Source organism: Microlunatus ginsengisoli (assembly GCF_039537205.1).
GTDB lineage: Bacteria > Actinomycetota > Actinomycetes > Propionibacteriales > Propionibacteriaceae > Microlunatus > Microlunatus ginsengisoli.
Window position 1 is genome coordinate 101,153 of the sequence record NZ_BAABAB010000017.1, and the last position, 16,408, is coordinate 117,560.

The window sequence follows — 16,408 nt, forward strand, 5'->3', positions numbered from 1 at the left end:
TCATCGGGGAGCCCGGCTCACGAGAAGACCTCGATCTCGTAGACGCCGCCGCGGTAGCCGCCTCCTTCCCGCGGCAGCGAGGTGAGATAGACGAGCAGATAGCGCGACTCGACCGGCGCGGCCAGGTCGACGGTCGTGGTCCCGGTCGCCTTGGTCGCCTTCCCGACGACCTGCCACTGGGCGTCGGAGGTCATCGGCGGGCTGCTGACGCGGGCCGGATCGTTCTTCGGGATCCGGACGTCGAAATTGGTTCCGGTACCGCTCAGGGTGACCTTCACCGCGTCGATGCTCCGCGCCTGGCCGAGGTCGACAACCAGCCCGACGCCCCGCTTCAGGTTGCCCAGCTTCGGGTTCCCCAGGTAGCGATTGGTCCGCCACCGGGTGGTCAGGTCGCCGTCCACGGCCAGCCGGGTCTCCTGCGGGTTCTCCTCCGGCGGGTCGCCCTGGGGGTCGAAGTCGCGTGCGGACGAGATGGGCAGCTTCACCGGGACGCTCGGGGTGGCCGCGGTCGACGCGGCGCTGCTCGGCTGCGATCCGGCCGTCGAGGCGCGCTGCCGGTAGCCGAGGAACGCGACCAGGCCGGCCGCGACCAGGGCCATCGACAGCAGCACGATGAGCACCAGCAGCGCGGTCCGGCTGCGGCGGGCCTGGAGTTGCTTGCGGGCCCGCCCGGCGGCCGGCGGGATGGGCTGCCGGATCAGCGTCGTCCGGACCGACTCCGGCGAGGACGGGACACCCTGCTCCGGTGTGACCTGCCCCGGGGCCACCGCAGCGGGCGCCGGCGGCGGTGCCATCGCCGCCGCCTCCCGGGACGCGGCGGCGCCGGCCTGGCCACCGTGCCGCGGCCGGGCCGGCGACCGGTCGTCGTCGAACCGCACGGTGCTGCGGACCCGCGGCACGGGCTGGCGGAGCCGGCGCTCGAGATCGTTCGAGGCGTCGGCCGGGCCGAGCACCTTGGTCAGCGCGTTCACCACCCCGACCGCGGTGGTCAGCTGCTCGCCGCGGTGCCGCGGCGGGTCGCTGAGGATCTGGTCGCAGATGTGGTCGAGCGCCGGCGCCACCCCGGCCCGGACCTGGCGCGGCGTCAGCCAGCGGTGACCGGACTGCGGCGCCTCCGGCAGACCGAACGCCGGACCGCCGGGCCAGCGCGCGACCAGACAGGCGTACAGCAGCCGGCCCAGGTCGCGGACGTCGGTCAGCTCCGGCGTGCTGGCCTCGGGTAGGTCGTGGCCGTGGACGGGTGCGTTCGCGGCGGGACGCAGCACCTTCTCGATCACCAGGCCGACGATCCGGACGTTGCCGGTGGGGGTGATCACGACCGTGTCCGGATTGATCCGCTCGTGGCCGAGCGCGGCGGAGTGGATTCCGGCGAGCGCATCGGCCAGCTCGCGAACGATCCAGGCGGCCTCCAGTCCGGACAGCGGCCCGTGGGTGAGGATCGCCTCCAGGGTCTGGCCGTTGGCGTACTCGCAGACGATGTAGTCGCCGGTGTCCGGCTCGTCGGAGCGCGGATCGCCCGCCCGGGGGTCGCCGGCGCGGTCGTCCACGTGGACCACGTCCAACACCCGGAGGAACCGGGCGTCCGTCGCGATCGACGCCCGCCGGGCCAGGTCGAGCAGGTCCGGTGCATTTGTCTGGCCCGGCGGCAGCAGGTGCACCAGCACCGAACGCGACAGCACCTGGTCGAAGGCGCGCCAGGTGACCGTGGTCGGCGCCTCGGCGAGCAGCTCCTCCAGCCGGTAGCGCGCGCCGAGGACCGTCCCGGCCGGCAGACCGGCCACCCGGGCGGTCCGGGCCGCGTCGGAGGATCCGGGGTCGTCGGCGCCCGCCGAGAGGTCTTGCTCGGAAGCGCTGAGGGCGCCGGCCTGGGTCACCATGGTCTCTGTTGTTCCGGTCGGGGCAGTCTCGCTGGAGACTTCTGCAGTCAGGCCGCCTTCGGCCACCACGGGGACGTCCTCCGCGTCGATGGTCGGTTGCGGACCTGGGTCGATGGTAGAGCCGACGAACGCCTCCGGGTCGGCAGAATCGCCGGACGGCTCGGGATCGGACGGATCGCCGGAGCCGTCGTCAGCACGGTCGCCGGACCCGCTGCGCCGGCGCCGGCGCAGCAGCTGCAGGATGTCGGTCACCTCCCGGATGTGCAGCCAGCGGCTGAGCAGCAGGAAGATCCCGACCGCCACCAGCCCAGCGGTGGCCAGCCCGAGCGCTCGGGCGAACTGGCTGGTGGACCACAGCGAGAATGCGAACGTAATCCAGAAGCCGACGGCGCCGGCCGGCGCCGCGGCGACCAGCAGCCGGACGCACAGCCGGACCAGCGGCGCGGCCGTCAGGTCGGGCAGCCGGCGCCGGAGCCAGTGGTAGGAGCCGATCACGCCGACCACATAGGCCAGCGAGTAGGCCGCAGCCAGCCCGGTGGCCACCAGCGAGGAGCGGTGCAGGCCGTACACCACGAGGACGGCGACCACCACGTTCACGCCGGAGATCAGCACCTGCAGGAAGAACGTGGTGCGGTTGGCCTCGAGAGCGTAGAAGGTGCGCAGGAACAGGTACTGCACGGTGAAGGGCACCAGCCCGAAACCGAGCGCCATCAAGGCCCAGCCGACGAAATCGGCGTCGTCGGCACCCTGACCGAAACCGAAGGCGAGCTGGGCGATCGGCACCCCGAGGGCGATGAACGCGACACTGGCGGGCAGCAGCGCGGTGACCGCCAGCCGGACCGCCCGCAGCGTCTCGTCGGCGACCCCCTTGAGGTCACCGGCGTGCGCCAGCCGGGACGCCGAGGGCAGCATCGCGGTCGCCAACGACACCGTGATCAGCGAGTGCGGCAAGATCCAGACCGCGTAGGCGTTGGCGTACGCGGTCAGGCCGGCGCCGCTGCCACCGACGGTCGCGCTGCTGGCCAGCCGGTTCACCACCACCAGGGCCAGCTGGGTGACCAGGACGAAGCCGAGGGTCCACTTGGCCAGCCGGACCGTCTTGCCGAGGCCGGTGTGCCGGAAGTCGAACCGGGGCCGGAACCGATAGCCCGCCGCCCGCAGGAAGGGCAGTAGGACCAGTGCCTGGATGGCGATACCGAGGGTCGAACCCAGCCCGAGCAGCAGCTCTTCGCCGGAGCTGAACGCGCTCGCGGTGTCACCCTCGCCGAAGGTGAACAAGAAGATCAGCAGCACGCCGATGGAGACGACGTTGTTGGCGATCGGCGCCCACATCATCGGCCCGAACCGGTCCCGGGCGTTCAGGATCTGGCCGGCCAGGACGTACACGCCGTAGAAGAAGACCTGCGGCATGCAGTAGTAGCCGAGCATGATCATGGACTGGTACTGGGTGGCGAGCGCCGGGTCCTTCCAGCCGTGGGCGGAATAGATCGCGATGATCAGCGGGACCGCTGCGGTCAGCACCACCGTGATCAGCGTCAGCACGATCAGGCCACCGGTCATGATCCGGTTGGTGTACGCCTCGCCTCGGTCCTTGTCGCCCTTGATCGCCCGGACGATCTGCGGCACCAGCACGGTGTTCAGCACCCCGCCGGCCAGCAGGATGTACATGCTGTTCGGGACCGTGTTGGCCAGCGTGAACATCTCCGCCTGCCGGGTGCCGTTGCCGAACAGGACCGTCAGCAGCATCAGCCGGCCGAAGCCGAGCAGCCGGGAGACGAGGGTGCCGCCGGCCATCAGCGCGCTCGCCGAGACCAGCCGGGCGGTGCTCCGGGCGTGCCGGGTGGCCTCCGACGGCTCGGTGGTGTCGTTCGAGGTCGGCTCGGACGGGGTTGTGGACTGGGGTGTGGGCGGGCTCGAGGACGTGCGGGGGGACTGCTCAGACATCCAGGCTCTCCGGGTCGCGGGGGGCGTCTCCCCGGTCGGTCTCCGATGGCGGCGGGACCGTCTGGGCCGGATGCGGCTCGCTCGTCGGGTCGGTGCCGTCCGACGGATCCGCCGGGGGCTCGGCCGCGGCACCGTCGCGGGAACGCTCCCTGGCGACCTGGCGGATCCGCAGTGCCGACGTACCGACCAGGACGATGCCGGCGGCGATCGCGATCAGCCAGCCGATCGTGCCCGCCTGGGTGGCCTTCACCTCGATCGGCACCGGGGCGCCGACCGGCGTGCCGTCCATGGTGTACGCCTGCGCCGTCACCCCGACGGTGCCGTTGGTCTGCGCCTCGACCTGGGCGTTGGTGGTCACCCCGGCGTCTGCCGGGATCATCTGCAGCTGGCGCTGCTCGTCCGCCGGGATGGTGACGGTCAGCCGCTGGCTGTTCGCGGAGGTGAACCGGAGCCGGACCTGGACGGCGTTGCGCTGCGGGTCGTCGATGCTGCGGGGCAGCGTGTTCCGGACGGTGACCGGGAACTGAACCCGGTGGGCCGATGTCACCACCCGAGGCGTGGCGATGATGGTCACCGCCGCGTGCTGGACGTCGTCGAGCCGGGCCTGCTGCGGATCGACGAACCTCGCCCACAGGTCGGGCCGGCTGCGCCACGAGGTGCTGGCCGCCCGCGCCGGGGCCGCGTCCGCCTCGAGCTCCACGTCCGCGGGACGGACCAGCAAGTCGGCGAGGACCCGGTAGCCGGCGACGAGCCGGCCGACGCCGCCGAGCTGGGTCTGGGTCAGCTCCTTCTGCGCCGCCGACTCCGGATAGCGATAACGCTCCGGCCAGCTGGCCGGAGTCGAGTCGAGTAGCCGGGACAGCGGCTCGCGCTTGAGCCAGGGAGCGGTCACCTCACTGGTGCTGCTGCGGGCCTGGGCCCGGGTCCGGATCACCCGGAGCTGACCGATGGTGTCCGCCGGACCTGCCGCGCCGGCCTCCAGCCAGGACTCCGACAGCGTCCGCTGCCGGATCTGGACCGGTGTGTCGCTGGGGTCCGGGCCGGGTCCGCCACCGACGCTGGTAGCCGCGGTGTTGAGCAGCGGGACGCCGTTCGGGCCGGCCAGCAGCGGTCTTGTCTGCGCGGTGGTGGAGTCGTCGAGCACGATCGCCGCCGGTTTCAGCCCGGCCAGGTATTCCACGGTCTGCTGGTCGGCCTGGCCCGACGCGGGCATCGCCAGCAGCGGCAGCGCCGAGGTCGTGGTGACCGCCTTCGCGGCCGTCTCGCCGTTGTCGACGACCGAGGTCATCCCGGCATGCACCAGCGCGCTGATGTCGGGATGGCCGTACAGCAGGCGGTACCCGGTCTGGGTGCGGGCCATCCGGGTGTAGTCGGCCAGCCATCGGCCCGCGGCGGACTGCCCGGTGCCGGCCTCGGTCTGGCCGTCGGGTCGGAGCACCTGGTAGCCCGCCCGCATGGTCTGCAGTTCCTCGATCAGGTTCGGGTCGACGGCGAAGCTCGCGTCCGGGGTCTCGGCCGCGTCCAGCAGGGCGGTCAGCCGGCCGTCGGGGCCGAGCTCGGTCGCCAGGTGGTCGTCGGCGAACACCCCTTGGCGGACCAGCGACGGCCGGCTGTCCAGCACCACCAGGGTGCTCAGCTGGGCCGCGTTGTCCGGCTCGCCGGACACCACCGGGGCGAACACCCGGCCCCGACCGAGGGTGATGTCGGGCCCGTTCGGCACCAGCCGGCCGCGGATGTGGATGCCGAGCAGATAGATCGCGTCGATCGAGGGCAGCTTCAGCGCCGACATCGGGATGGTGACGGAGAAGTCGGTGGACTTCTTCGGCGCGAGCGTGCGGTCGCTCTCGGACGGGATGTTCTCGTAGTAGTCCGCCGCGCGATAGCCGAGCGGCTCGTCGGCCGGCGACGCGAGCGCCGCGGCCATCCCCTCGCTGTCCTGGATCGGGTCGAAGGAGCGCCAGAACACCGCCTGCAGGTTGGACAGCTCGCTTTTGCCGGTGTTCGTCACGGTGCCCTGCAGGGTGACCGTGGCCTTCGGGTCGTTCCGATCGGGCAGGCTCGGCGTCATCGCGGTGAAGGTGATGGCGACGTACGCCGTCGGCTCGGCCGCACCGGCCGTCGCCGGTGCCGACCACGCCATCCCGAGCACCAGCACGAGGCCGAGGAGGCTCGCCGCGACGGCGCGCAGCGCCCTCACGGGTGTGCCTGCCTCATCCGGCCATCCTAGTGCCGCAGGCTGTGCCGGCCGCTCGCTCGGCGAGTCGGGGACGTGACGGTCTCGATCCGCGGCGCGGGGTGTTGCGTACTTCTGGGTAACCGCGTCCGGGCGGCGCGCCGGGTGCGCTCTCTTCCCCCGCCGACGGAGCCGTGCCGGAACAAGCAGTTCCGGCACGCACCACACCCCAGCTCCTCGGCGGAAGGAGAGATCATGACGAGCAATCGCCGTCGCGTCGCCGCGCTGGCTACCGCGGCCGCTGCGCTGACCGTCGGAGGCCTGGCCGCCGCGGCGCCCACCGCCTCGGCCGTGGTGCCGTTCGTGAAGCTCGAGGCGCTGCACTCCGGCAAGGTGCTCGACGTCGGCGAGGCCAGCACCAGCGCCAACGCCCACGTCATCCAGTTCCCGTTCATCGGCGGGGAGAACCAGCAGTGGCGGCAGGTGAACGTGGCCGCGGCGCCGAACGCCACGGATACGCCCGACTTCGTGCTGCAGAACCGGAACAGCGGGATGTGCCTCGACGTGGAGAACCGCTCCACCTCGGCCGGCGCGCACCTGGTCCAGCAGCCGTGCGACTTCACCGGCGGCAAGCCGAGCCAGCGCTGGTACATGCACAAGCTCGCCGACAAGGGCCTGCTGACCGGCAAGGGCTACCGCTGGGTGTTCAACCGCAACAGCGGGCTGGTGATCGACATCGGCAACGCCTCGACGGCGAACGGAACGCTGGCCATCCAGTACTTCCAGAAGGGTCTGGGCAGCGCCGACAACCAGATGTTCAACTTCGGGTTCGGCGGCGTCGGCTGAGTGGTGTTCGACGCTGATCTGGACGCGACGCGCGTATGTCCGGAAGGGTTGGCGCCGTGACCGAGGTGGATTGGACCCAACGGGGCCCGCTGGTGGACAAGTGGCCGATCGCGTACGCGAGCGAGGCCGACCAGCGGGCCTACGGCCGGCAGACCCGGCGGCGGGTGTCCCGCCGGAGCTTGGCCGAGCTGGTGCCCGGAGAGCAGGACGCGGTGAGCATCCTGCGCGGCCAGGAGGCGAACCGGATCGCGGAGCTGATCCCGCTGCGCTACGCCAGGATGCTGGTGTCCCCGTTCACCTTCTATCGGGGCGCGGCCGCGGTGATGGCCGCCGATCTGGGTGGCGGCCCGCGGAGCGACCTGTTCGTCCAGCTGTGCGGGGACGCCCATCTGGACAACTTCGGCCTGTTCGCCTCGCCCGAACGCCGGCTGATGTTCGACCTGAACGACTTCGACGAGACCTACCCCGGTCCGTTCGAGTGGGACGTGAAGCGGCTGGCGGCCAGCTTCGACATCGCGATGCGCCAGGCCGGGTTCGGTCCGGCCGAGCGGGAGCCGGTGGTGCTGGCCGCGGCCTCGGCGTACCGGAGGAGGATGCGCCGCTACGCCGGCCGGACGAGCCGGGAGGTGTTCTACTCCCACATCGACATCGATGCGGTGCTGGCCAGCCGGCCCGAGGGCGCGACGAAGGAGGAGTTCGCCGCCGCCAGCAAGACGGTGGCGAAGGCGCGCAGCCGCGACACCATGCAGGCGGTCCGCAAGCTCACCGAGACGGTGGACGGGCGGCCCCGATTCGTCAGCCAGCCACCGGTGCTGGTGCCGCTCGCCGAGCTGATGCCGACCGCGGACCAGAACGAGCTGATGGCCTGGATCGCGATGCTGCTCGCCGGCTACGCCCAGACCCTTTCCGCGGACCGCCGCCGGCTGCTGCAGCAGTATCACCTGGTCGAGGTCGCCCGGCGGGTCGTCGGGGTCGGCAGCGTCGGCACGGCCGCCTGGGTGGTGCTGCTGACCGGGGCGAACGACGCCGACGCGGTGATCCTGCAGGCGAAGGAGGCCCAGGAATCGGTGCTGGCGCCCTATCTGGCGGGCCCGCGGATCAGCCACCAGGGGCAGCGGGTGGTCGAGGGGCAGCGGCTGATGCAGGCGTTCGGCGACCCGATGCTGGGCTGGCGGGAGGCCGTCACGCTGGGCGGGACCCGGCGCGACTACTACCTGCGTCAGTTCCGGGACTGGAAGGGCTCCTTCGACAGCCAGGAGATGACGGTCCGCCAGCTGACCTTCTATGCCCGGGCCTGCGGGCAGACCCTGGCCCGGGCCCATGCCCGTTCCGGCGACCGGATGGCGATCGCCGCCTATCTCGGCGGCGGCGACGCGTTCGACCGGGCGATCCTCGCGTTTGCGACCGCGTACGCGGACAAGAACGAGGCCGACTACGCCGCCCTGCGCGCCGCCGCCGACTCGGGCGCGATCACCGTCGCCCCCGAACCCTGACCCTCTCCCGCCCCTCCCGCTCCGGAAACTGTGCAGCTGTTGCACTCGCGCCCGGCGTGTCGCTGCAGGAACTGCACAGTTTCGCGGGCGCGAGTGCGGGCGCCGGCGAGGGGAGGGGCCGGCCGCGGGCGAGGCGGATGGGGACAGGGCGTGTGGACGGGGGTCAGGGGGCGGCGGGATCGGGCTCGGATCCGGTGGTGGGCGGGGCGACGTCCTTGCGATGCCGCCGGGTGGAGCCGATGAGGGCCTCGGCCCAGGCGGCGTTCGGGTCGGGATCGACCAGCACGGCCTTCGCCAGCAGCGTCAGCGGGATCGCCAGGATCGCTCCGAGCGGGCCCAGCACCCAGCCCCAGAAGACCAGCGAGATCAGCGTCACGGTCACCGAGACACCGACCGCGTCGCCGATGAAATAGGGCTGGATCAGCGAGGTGAACAGCGAGTTCAGCAGAACGTACGCGATCACGACGAAGATCATCAGCCGCCAGTCCCCGCCCAGCAGGGCCAGCAGCGCCGGCGGGACCAGCCCGATCACGAAGCCGACGTACGGGATGAAGTTGCAGACCGCCGCGAGCAGCCCCCACAGCAGCGCAAGCGGGATGTCCAGCCAGACCAGCAACAGCGTGTTCGCGGTGCCGGTGATCAGGCCGAAGATGGCGGTCACGGCGAGGAACCGGCGGGTGTTGCGGGCGAACCCGTGCAGCGCCGCCGCCGTTCGCGGTTTGAGCCGGGCCAGCTCCACCAGCCGGGGGCCGGCGCTGGTCGCCTCCACCGAGAGGAAGATCAGCAGGCTGAACAGGAACACCGAGGTCGCGATCAGGCTGCTCAGCCGGCTGACCAGGGTCGCCAGCGGGCCGCTCAGCCGGCGCAGGTCGAAGTTGCCGAGGGTGGACCGGATCTCGTCCCGGCCGAAGCCGAGCCCGGACAGCCGCTCGGCGGTCCGGGCGAACAACTGATCGGCGTTCGCCGCATAGCCGGGCAGGATCGCGGCCAGCCGGGTCAGTGAGAGCGCGATGATCGCCACGACGGCGATCAGTACGCCGAAGACCACCAGCACGAACGCGATCAGGGAGAGGATCTCCGGCACCCGCTTGCGGCGGAGCCAGGCATGCACGGGCTGGAACAAGATGACCAGCACCAGGGCCAGCATCACCGGTGCGACGAGCCAGCCGACCTGACGCAGCGTGAGCGTCACGATCCCGCCGGCGGCCACCGCGAGCAGGATGATCAGGGCGCGGGGGATCGGGCGTCGGCTGTCGGTCATCGGTCGCTTTCGGGGTCGGGACGGTCCGTCGGGACGGCCGGGCGTGCTGTGGCAGGCGGCAGCACCCGGTCGAGCCGAAGTCGCTGCCACGCGGTGACGATCGGAATCGTCTCACCCCCGGCCCAGCGGTCGAGCTGATCGGTGCGATGCGGACTCGAGGACCGTGCGGACGATCCCAGCGGGACCACCCAGCGGCTGCGGTCCCGATCGGTCAGGTCCCACAGATAGCGCGCGACCGGACCGAACGTGCACGCGTCGGTGACGCCCGGCTGGCTGCGCGCGGCGAGCACGCAGCCGTAGTCGCCGGACAGCGCTGCGGCGGGCACCTCCGGGGCGCCCGGCCGTCCGGCCAGTGGGTGCAGCGGGCGGTAGCGGTGGGTGTCGCCCCAGGCGGTCGGCGGTGCGCCGGCGACCTGGTCGAGGGCCAGCGCGGTCCCGGACCGTACGTCCAGCCGGAGCCGGTCGGCCGCTCCCGCGAGCCGCTCCCAGGCGGCGCCGGCCCGGGCCACGGGCTCGACCCAGCGCGCGAACAGGTCGGGCAACCCGGACGCGGCGGTCAACGGCGCCAGCGCCGGCTGGTCCAGCAGCCAGCGGACGAAGGCCGAGCGCCACGCCGCGAACAGCGCTGCCTCGGAACTGGCCGCGTCGGCCCGGCCGTCCCAGCCCAGCAGCCGGTCGCGGACCTCCGCCGCGGCCGGACCGAGCCGGGCGGCCAGGGACGGGTCGCTCAGCAACATACGGAGCGTGCCCGCTGCTGGCTGGTCGGTGTCGAGCGAGACCGCGGCGAGCCCAGCGGCGTCGAACGCGGCGCCACGTTCGACCAGATAGCGGATCCGGGCGGCGCGCTGGGGCGCGGCGTAGTCGTAGCCCAGGCCGGCGCCACTCGCGGCGTCGTTGCCGTTGACCACGAGTTCCCCGTCCCGGCCACCGGGCCGGCCGTAGTCACCCGTCCAGGTCGCGGCCGGGTCGGCGCCGTCGGCGGGCAGCACCCGGTTGGCCGGGCTGCGCTCGGGGACCAGACCGACCACCTGCTCGCGCAGCCGGCCGGTCGCGTCCGCGATGACCAAGGCGTTCACCGGCTCGACCCACCCGGTCATCGCGGCGGTTACGTCGTCGACGTCACGCGCGTGCAGCAGCGGCAGCAGGGCCCCGAAACCGAGACTCGAGGTCACCCGGGACGGCGTCCGCAGGCTGTAGCAGCGGCCGTCAGCCAGCTCCAGCACCACCGGGCCGCGTGCGGTCTCGACCGCCTCGACCCGGACCGCCTCGCCGTCGCGAACCTCGATCCGCTCGAACCGGCGCTCGACCGGCTCGCGTCCCCGCGGACCGGCGACCCACGGCCCGGTCTCGGGGTCGGACCCGAGCCGTTCCAGATAGAGGTCCTGGTAGTCGGCCATCGCATTCGTGGTGGCCCAGGCGACGGCGCCGGCGTGCCCGAAGTGGGCGATGCCGGGCACACCGGGGAAGGCCAGGCCGACCACGTCGAACGCGGGGCAGGCGAGCCGGACCTGTTGATAGGCGTTCGGCGCCTCCAGATAGCGGTGCGGGTCGCCGGCGACCAGGGGGAGCCCGGTCGGGGAGCGCGGCCCGGTCACCGCGTACGCGTTGCTGCCGCCCTCGGGCCCGCCGTCGACGTCGAACAGGTCGATGAACTCCGCGCCGAGGGTGGCCGCGACGTGCGCCCGCCACAACTTGTACTGGCAGGTGCCGAACAGGATGTGGATCCCCGCGAACACCGCCAGCGGGCTCCACGACGACCAGCGCCCCGGCGTCGCGCCGAGGGCTGCGAACTCGGCGGAGTCCGCGGCACCGAGCGGGAGGGCGTCGTTGACCCCTTCGACGTACGCGGCGCACCAGGATCGGGTCCGGGCGTCCAGCCGGTCGTACGCCCGCCGCGCGGTGTCGACGATCCGGGCCCGGCGGGCGAAGACGTCCCACTCCACCGCGGCCGAGCCGAGCAGCGCCGCGGTCCGGCCCTCGGCCCGCAGCCGGCCGTACTCCAGCTGCCAGGCCCGCTCGTACGCGGCTTCCCAGCCCTGGACGTACGCCAGGTCGTCGACGGTGTCGGCCCATAGGTGCGGTACGCCGAAGTCGTCCCGGAAGATCGTGCCGCGGCCGGGCGGTCGCGGGTCGGGGGCGGTGGGCACGGGGGCCAGTCTGGCCGATCCGCTGCCGCGGTCGGCGGCTACCGAGGCGGATCGCGGCGAAAAGCCGGGCTGGCCGGCCGGTCGGACTCGCTAGAGTTGGCCAGCGTGTCCCAGGCCCGACTGAGCAACGCGCAGACCCGTGCGGTCACGGAGCTGCTCCGGATCGCGCCGGTGGTCGACCGGCTCGGTCGGCTGTTCGAGAAGGCCGGGCACGAGCTCTACCTGGTCGGTGGCAGCGTCCGGGACGCGTTGCTGGGCCAGCTCGGACACGACCTCGACCTCACCACCTCGGCCCGGCCGGACGAGATCGAGCGGCTGCTGCGATCGTTCAGCCGCTCGGTCTGGACGATCGGCAAGGCGTTCGGCACGATCGGCTGCAAGGTCGACGAGGGTGGGGCCAGCTGGGTGATCGAGGTGACCACCTATCGCGCTGACGCCTATGAGGCGGAGAGTCGCAAGCCGATCGTCGAGTTCGGCGACACTCTCGAGGGCGACCTGATCCGGCGCGACTTCACCGTGAACGCGATGGCGGTCTCGATTCCCGGCAAGCGGTTCAGCGACCCGTACGGCGGTCTGCGCGACCTGTCCGAGGGGGTGCTGCGGACGCCGGCCCCGCCGGAGGTGTCGTTCAGCGACGATCCGCTGCGGATGATGCGCGCCGCGCGGTTCACCTCGAGCCTCGGCTTCCGTCCGGCGGCGGACGTGATCGCGGCGATGACGGCGATGGCGGACCGGATCTCGATCGTGTCCGCCGAACGGGTCCGCGACGAGTTGTCGAAGCTGCTGCTGAGCGACCGGCCGCGGGCCGGGCTGGCACTGCTGGTGCTCACCGGGCTGGCCGACCGGGTGCTGCCGGAGCTGCCCGCGCTCCGGCTGGAGCGGGACGAGCACCACCGGCACAAGGACGTCTTCGAGCACTCGCTGACCGTGTTGGAGCAGGCCATCGACCTGGAACGGGAACGGTTCGGCGAGCCGGACCTGGTGCTCCGGCTCGCGGCGCTGCTGCACGACATCGGCAAGCCGGACACGCGCCGGTTCGAGGCCGGCGGCAAGGTGACCTTCCATCACCACGACGTGGTCGGCGCGAAGCTCGCCCGCAAACGGCTGACTGCGCTGCGGTTCCCGAGCGAGGTGGTCAAGGACGTGGCCACGTTGGTCGAGCTGCACCTGCGCTTCCATGGCTACGGCGACGGGCAGTGGACCGACTCCGCCGTCCGCCGGTACGTCCGCGACGCCGGCGACCAGCTGCCGCGGCTGCACATCCTCACCCGCGCCGACTGCACCACCCGGAACCAGGCGAAGGCGGCCCGGTTGCGGGCGGCGTACGACGACCTGGAGGAGCGGATCGACGTGCTGGCGGAGCAGGAGGAGCTGGCCGCGATCCGGCCCGACCTGGACGGCCAGCAGATCATGGCGATCCTCGGCATCGGCCCCGGCCCGCAGGTCGGCCAAGCCTATCGGATGCTGCTGGAGCACCGGCTCGAACACGGACCGGCGAGCGAGGACCAGGCCCGCGAGACCCTGCTCGCCTGGTGGGCGGCCCGGTCCTCCTGAACCTCACGTCCTGATCCTCACGTGCGCTCGGTGGCGGTGACCTCCGGCTCGATGCCCGCTTCGACCGGGGTGGCGTTGCGCCAGGTGCCGAGGATCGAGCCGACGATGATCAGCGGGAAGCCGAGGATCAGCCCCAGGGTGATCGGCTCGTTCAGCACCAGGGCACCGAGCAGCACGGCGACGGCCGGGTTGACGTAGGTGATCAGGGTCATCCGGGCCGGTCCGGCCTCGGCGATCAGGGCGAACATCACCATGAACGCCCCGGCGGTGCAGACCACCGCGAGCACCACCACCGAGCCGATCGCGGCGGCGCTGACGGTCGCCGGCCGTAGCCAGATCGCGAACGGCAGGTAGACGACCGCGGCCAGCACGAGCGATGAGGTGATCACCCCGATCGAGGGCAGGTCGGCCAGCTTGCGGCTGACGATGATGGGACCGATCGCATAGCCGACGACGACGCCGAGCACCTGCAGCATCGCCACCAGGTCGTCGAACCGCAGGTCCAGACCGACCAGCAGCCCGACCCCGACCAGGCCGATCACCAGTCCGGCGACCCGGCGCGTGCCGAGATGGTCCTGGCCGGTGGCGGTCAGGATGATCGCGGCGACGATCGGCACCATGGCGATCAGCAGACCGGTGGTGGAGCTGTTCAGCCGGGTCTCGGCGTGACCGAGCAGGATCCACGGACCGACGATCTCGACCCCGGTATAGAGCAGCAGCCAGCGCCAGCGGCCGAACACCGGTCGGAGCGATTTTGCCCGCAGCGCGAACGGCAGCAGGATCAGCGCGCCCAGCAGGGTCCGGCCGCCCGCGACCACCACCGGGTCGAGCTCGGTGACCGCAATCCGGATGAAGAGATAGGGAACGCCCCAGAACACCCCCAGGGTGCCGAACAGCAGCCAGCCACGTCTCGTCACCGGCCACACGGTACGCCGTGCCGCCGACAGTTTTCGCCGGCCCTGGACCCCGAAAAGTGGGCGCCACTCGCAGCTCTGAAGCGATTCAGAGTGCGGTGTCGGCACACTTTCCGGGGGCCGGGAGTGCCAACCGCCGAGGAACCCGGTGAACACGACGCTAGCGGGAGCGCCGGCTCCGGCGGCGGGCGACGCCGGCCGAGGTGAGGGCAGACAGCAGCAGCGCGACGGCGATCACCGGCCAGACCCAGGTAGGTACGCGGGTGCGGGCTGCCGAGCCGTCCCCCACCGACGAACCGCTGCCGGTTCCACTCGAGGCGCCGGCTGACGGCCCGGTCGACGGGCCGGCGGAGGAGCCGCCGGGAGCGCTGGCGGTGAACGTGAACGTGCCGGTGATGGGGTGACCGTCGGCGGAGGTGACCCGCCACTGCACGGTGTAGTCGCCTGCCGGCGAGCCGGCCCTGATCGGCTGGCCGACGGTCTCGTCGACGAGCCGGGCGGGTCCGTCGCCGACCGCCCCGGCCGGGCCGGTGACGACGATCTCGGTGCCCATCGCGATCGCCGGCTCGTCGAATGTCAGCACCACCTCGGCAGGTACCGCGGCGACCGTGGACCGGTCCGCCGGCGAGGTCGAGCGCAGCGTGTTGTGGGCCGAGGCCGGGCTCGCCGCCGCCAGCCAGCCGCCGAGGGCGACCAGCAGGGCGACGGCGAGCAGACCGGCGCGGCGGACGTACGTCCTCACGCGGTTCCCCGCGGTCCGCCGGACCCGGCCCGGCGACGGCTGCTGACGGCGACGACCAGCGCGGCGGCACCGAGGAGCAGCCCGGCGCCGCCCAGCACCCGCGCGGCCGGGTCGCCACCGGATCCGGCGTCGGCCGCAGACCCGTGATCCGACTCGACCGGGGACGCCGATGCCGAGGCGGGCGTACCCGGGTCGTGGTGATCGTCCGCGGCGGCCGCCGCCACCTCGAAGGTCGGGGCCGGGCGCTCCGGCTCGTCGCCGGAGGCCGGTGTCGGCTGGTCCCAGCGGACCACCTTCCCGTCGGAGTAGGTCTGGGCGACCGGGACGACGATCGTGCCCGGGTCGGGCAGCGGCCCGACCGACAGCTCGAACTCGCCGAACTCGCCGGGCCCGATCCGAGTTCGGTTCGCCGCGGTCCAGGTGACCGTCCGGACCGCCTTGGTGATGGTCGTCCCCTCGTAGTCGACCGGCTTGGGCAACGTCTCCTTCGGTGCGGAGACCGACCAGCCGGGCACCGGCTTGCTGCTGACGTACAGGAACGGGGTCTCGGTCGGCAGCGTGACCGCGACGGCGACGGTGCCGGCGGTGTCGGACTCGTTGGGGACGCGGAAGGTGAGCACGCTGAAGCCGCCGGCGACGGCGTCGTCGGCCTCGACATGGACGTGCGCGCCGGCCGGCGTCGCCGCGGCGAGCAGCAGGCCGCCGGCCAGCAGGACGGCGGCCGCGGTCCGGGCCGCCGGCCGGACGCGGGGTGATGCAGACATGGTGATTCCTTCGGGGAGAGATCGGACGGGCGGTGCTGACGCGGAGTCCGCCCGACCTCACCGAGGCCAGGTCAGGCGGACCAGGCGTGCGCCGGCGGTCCGCGCGGTTCGGCGGCCTCCGCCACGTGGGTCGACCGGAGGACCGGGCCGGGCACCGCTCGGCCCGGCCTGGGTCGGCGGACTCGCACCGTCGGCGCGGCGCCAGCCGCCCGGACGGCGCGTTCGCACAGGTCCCACACCAGCCGCTCGCCGCGGGCCAGCAGCCAGGCGGTGGCCAGGGTCGCGATGCCGTGGGCCAGCAGCATCCCCAGGTCCGGTCCGGCCGCCGCGACCTGGCCGCCGGTGAGGCAGCCGGTCATCGCGGCCGCGTGGCCGCCGGCCATGCCGCCGGGGCAGCCGCCCGGCATCGAGATCGCGTCGAAGACCAGGTGCAGCAGCGCCTGCTCGATCGCGAGCGCGACGACGAGCCGGCCGAGCCGGCAGCGTCGCGCGGTCAGTGTGGTCGCGACCAGGCCGACCAGAAAGCCGGTGACGAGCAGCACGGCGAGCGACGGCAGCCGGCCACCGGCGGCCACGTGGGCACCGGTGGCCAGCAGCATGGACGCACCGCCGAGCGCGCCGATCCGGGCCAGCCGCCGCGGCCCGGCCAGCGGGCTTGGCCGGCCCGGCACCAGTCGGTGTCCGATCCTGACG

Annotated in this window: 11 protein-coding genes; 3 read left to right on the plus strand and 8 right to left on the minus strand. The window is 72.7% G+C overall.

Annotation, left to right across the window (positions count from 1 at the left end; all coding sequences use genetic code 11):
* Positions 1-17: 17 nt before the first annotated feature.
* Positions 18-3,821 carry a murein biosynthesis integral membrane protein MurJ gene (gene murJ / locus ABD747_RS13000; RefSeq protein WP_344805126.1) on the minus strand — a complete coding sequence of 1,268 codons (3,804 nt, stop codon included), beginning with the start codon at positions 3,819-3,821 and terminating at the stop codon, positions 18-20.
* On the minus strand, positions 3,814-6,018 hold the full coding sequence (locus tag ABD747_RS13005) for a hypothetical protein (protein ID WP_344805128.1): 2,205 nt from the start codon (positions 6,016-6,018) through the stop codon (positions 3,814-3,816). Before ABD747_RS13005 ends, murJ begins: the two co-directional genes overlap by 8 nt.
* A gap of 231 nt (positions 6,019-6,249) precedes the next feature.
* Between ABD747_RS13005 and ABD747_RS13010 the strand changes: the two genes are divergently transcribed.
* Both ABD747_RS13010 and ABD747_RS13015 read left to right on the plus strand, forming a co-directional pair.
* Positions 6,250-6,840 (plus strand): RICIN domain-containing protein, encoded by a 591-nt coding sequence (locus tag ABD747_RS13010; protein WP_344805130.1) that lies wholly within the window; start codon positions 6,250-6,252, stop codon positions 6,838-6,840.
* A 56-nt stretch (positions 6,841-6,896) separates the two neighbouring features.
* Positions 6,897-8,333 (plus strand): DUF2252 domain-containing protein, encoded by a 1,437-nt coding sequence (locus ABD747_RS13015; RefSeq protein ID WP_344805132.1) that lies wholly within the window; start codon positions 6,897-6,899, stop codon positions 8,331-8,333.
* Between the two features lie 163 nt (positions 8,334-8,496).
* Here the strand turns inward: ABD747_RS13015 and ABD747_RS13020 are convergent, their stop codons facing one another.
* Together ABD747_RS13020 and ABD747_RS13025 are read right to left on the minus strand one after the other, a co-directional pair.
* Complete coding sequence (locus tag ABD747_RS13020; RefSeq protein ID WP_344805134.1) at positions 8,497-9,594, minus strand: AI-2E family transporter; 1,098 nt, start codon at positions 9,592-9,594, stop codon at positions 8,497-8,499.
* Positions 9,591-11,741 carry a penicillin acylase family protein gene (locus ABD747_RS13025; protein ID WP_344805136.1) on the minus strand — a complete coding sequence of 717 codons (2,151 nt, stop codon included), beginning with the start codon at positions 11,739-11,741 and terminating at the stop codon, positions 9,591-9,593. Before ABD747_RS13025 ends, ABD747_RS13020 begins: the two co-directional genes overlap by 4 nt.
* Before the next feature lie 120 nt (positions 11,742-11,861).
* On the opposite strand from ABD747_RS13025, the gene ABD747_RS13030 reads away from it, so the two are divergent.
* Positions 11,862-13,295, plus strand: a complete 1,434-nt coding sequence (locus ABD747_RS13030) for a CCA tRNA nucleotidyltransferase (RefSeq protein WP_344805387.1) — start codon at positions 11,862-11,864, stop codon at positions 13,293-13,295.
* A gap of 17 nt (positions 13,296-13,312) precedes the next feature.
* Here the strand turns inward: ABD747_RS13030 and ABD747_RS13035 are convergent, their stop codons facing one another.
* The 4 genes from ABD747_RS13035 to ABD747_RS13050 form a co-directional block, all read right to left on the minus strand.
* Positions 13,313-14,212 carry a DMT family transporter gene (locus ABD747_RS13035; protein ID WP_344805138.1) on the minus strand — a complete coding sequence of 300 codons (900 nt, stop codon included), beginning with the start codon at positions 14,210-14,212 and terminating at the stop codon, positions 13,313-13,315.
* Positions 14,213-14,369: 157 nt separating this feature from the next.
* Complete coding sequence (locus tag ABD747_RS13040) at positions 14,370-14,951, minus strand: copper resistance CopC family protein (RefSeq protein ID WP_344805140.1); 582 nt, start codon at positions 14,949-14,951, stop codon at positions 14,370-14,372.
* The gene (locus tag ABD747_RS13045) at positions 14,948-15,715 is read right to left on the minus strand and encodes a YcnI family copper-binding membrane protein (protein ID WP_344805142.1); all 768 of its coding nucleotides are present in this window, start codon (positions 15,713-15,715) and stop codon (positions 14,948-14,950) included. The genes ABD747_RS13040 and ABD747_RS13045 overlap by 4 nt, the downstream gene beginning before the upstream one ends.
* 71 nt (positions 15,716-15,786) lie before the next feature.
* Entirely contained in the window at positions 15,787-16,386 is a 600-nt protein-coding gene (locus ABD747_RS13050) for a hypothetical protein (protein ID WP_344805144.1), read from the minus strand.
* Positions 16,387-16,408 lie beyond the last annotated feature (22 nt).

Excerpts from the sequence above, each read along its gene's own strand:
- murJ (WP_344805126.1), bottom strand. The coding sequence starts at position 3,821 with ATGTCTGAGCAGTCCCCCCGCACGTCCTCGAGCCCGCCCACACCCCAG.
- ABD747_RS13010 (WP_344805130.1), top strand. The coding sequence starts at position 6,250 with ATGACGAGCAATCGCCGTCGCGTCGCCGCGCTGGCTACCGCGGCCGCT.
- ABD747_RS13020 (WP_344805134.1), bottom strand. The coding sequence starts at position 9,594 with ATGACCGACAGCCGACGCCCGATCCCCCGCGCCCTGATCATCCTGCTC.
- ABD747_RS13045 (WP_344805142.1), bottom strand. The coding sequence starts at position 15,715 with ATGTCTGCATCACCCCGCGTCCGGCCGGCGGCCCGGACCGCGGCCGCC.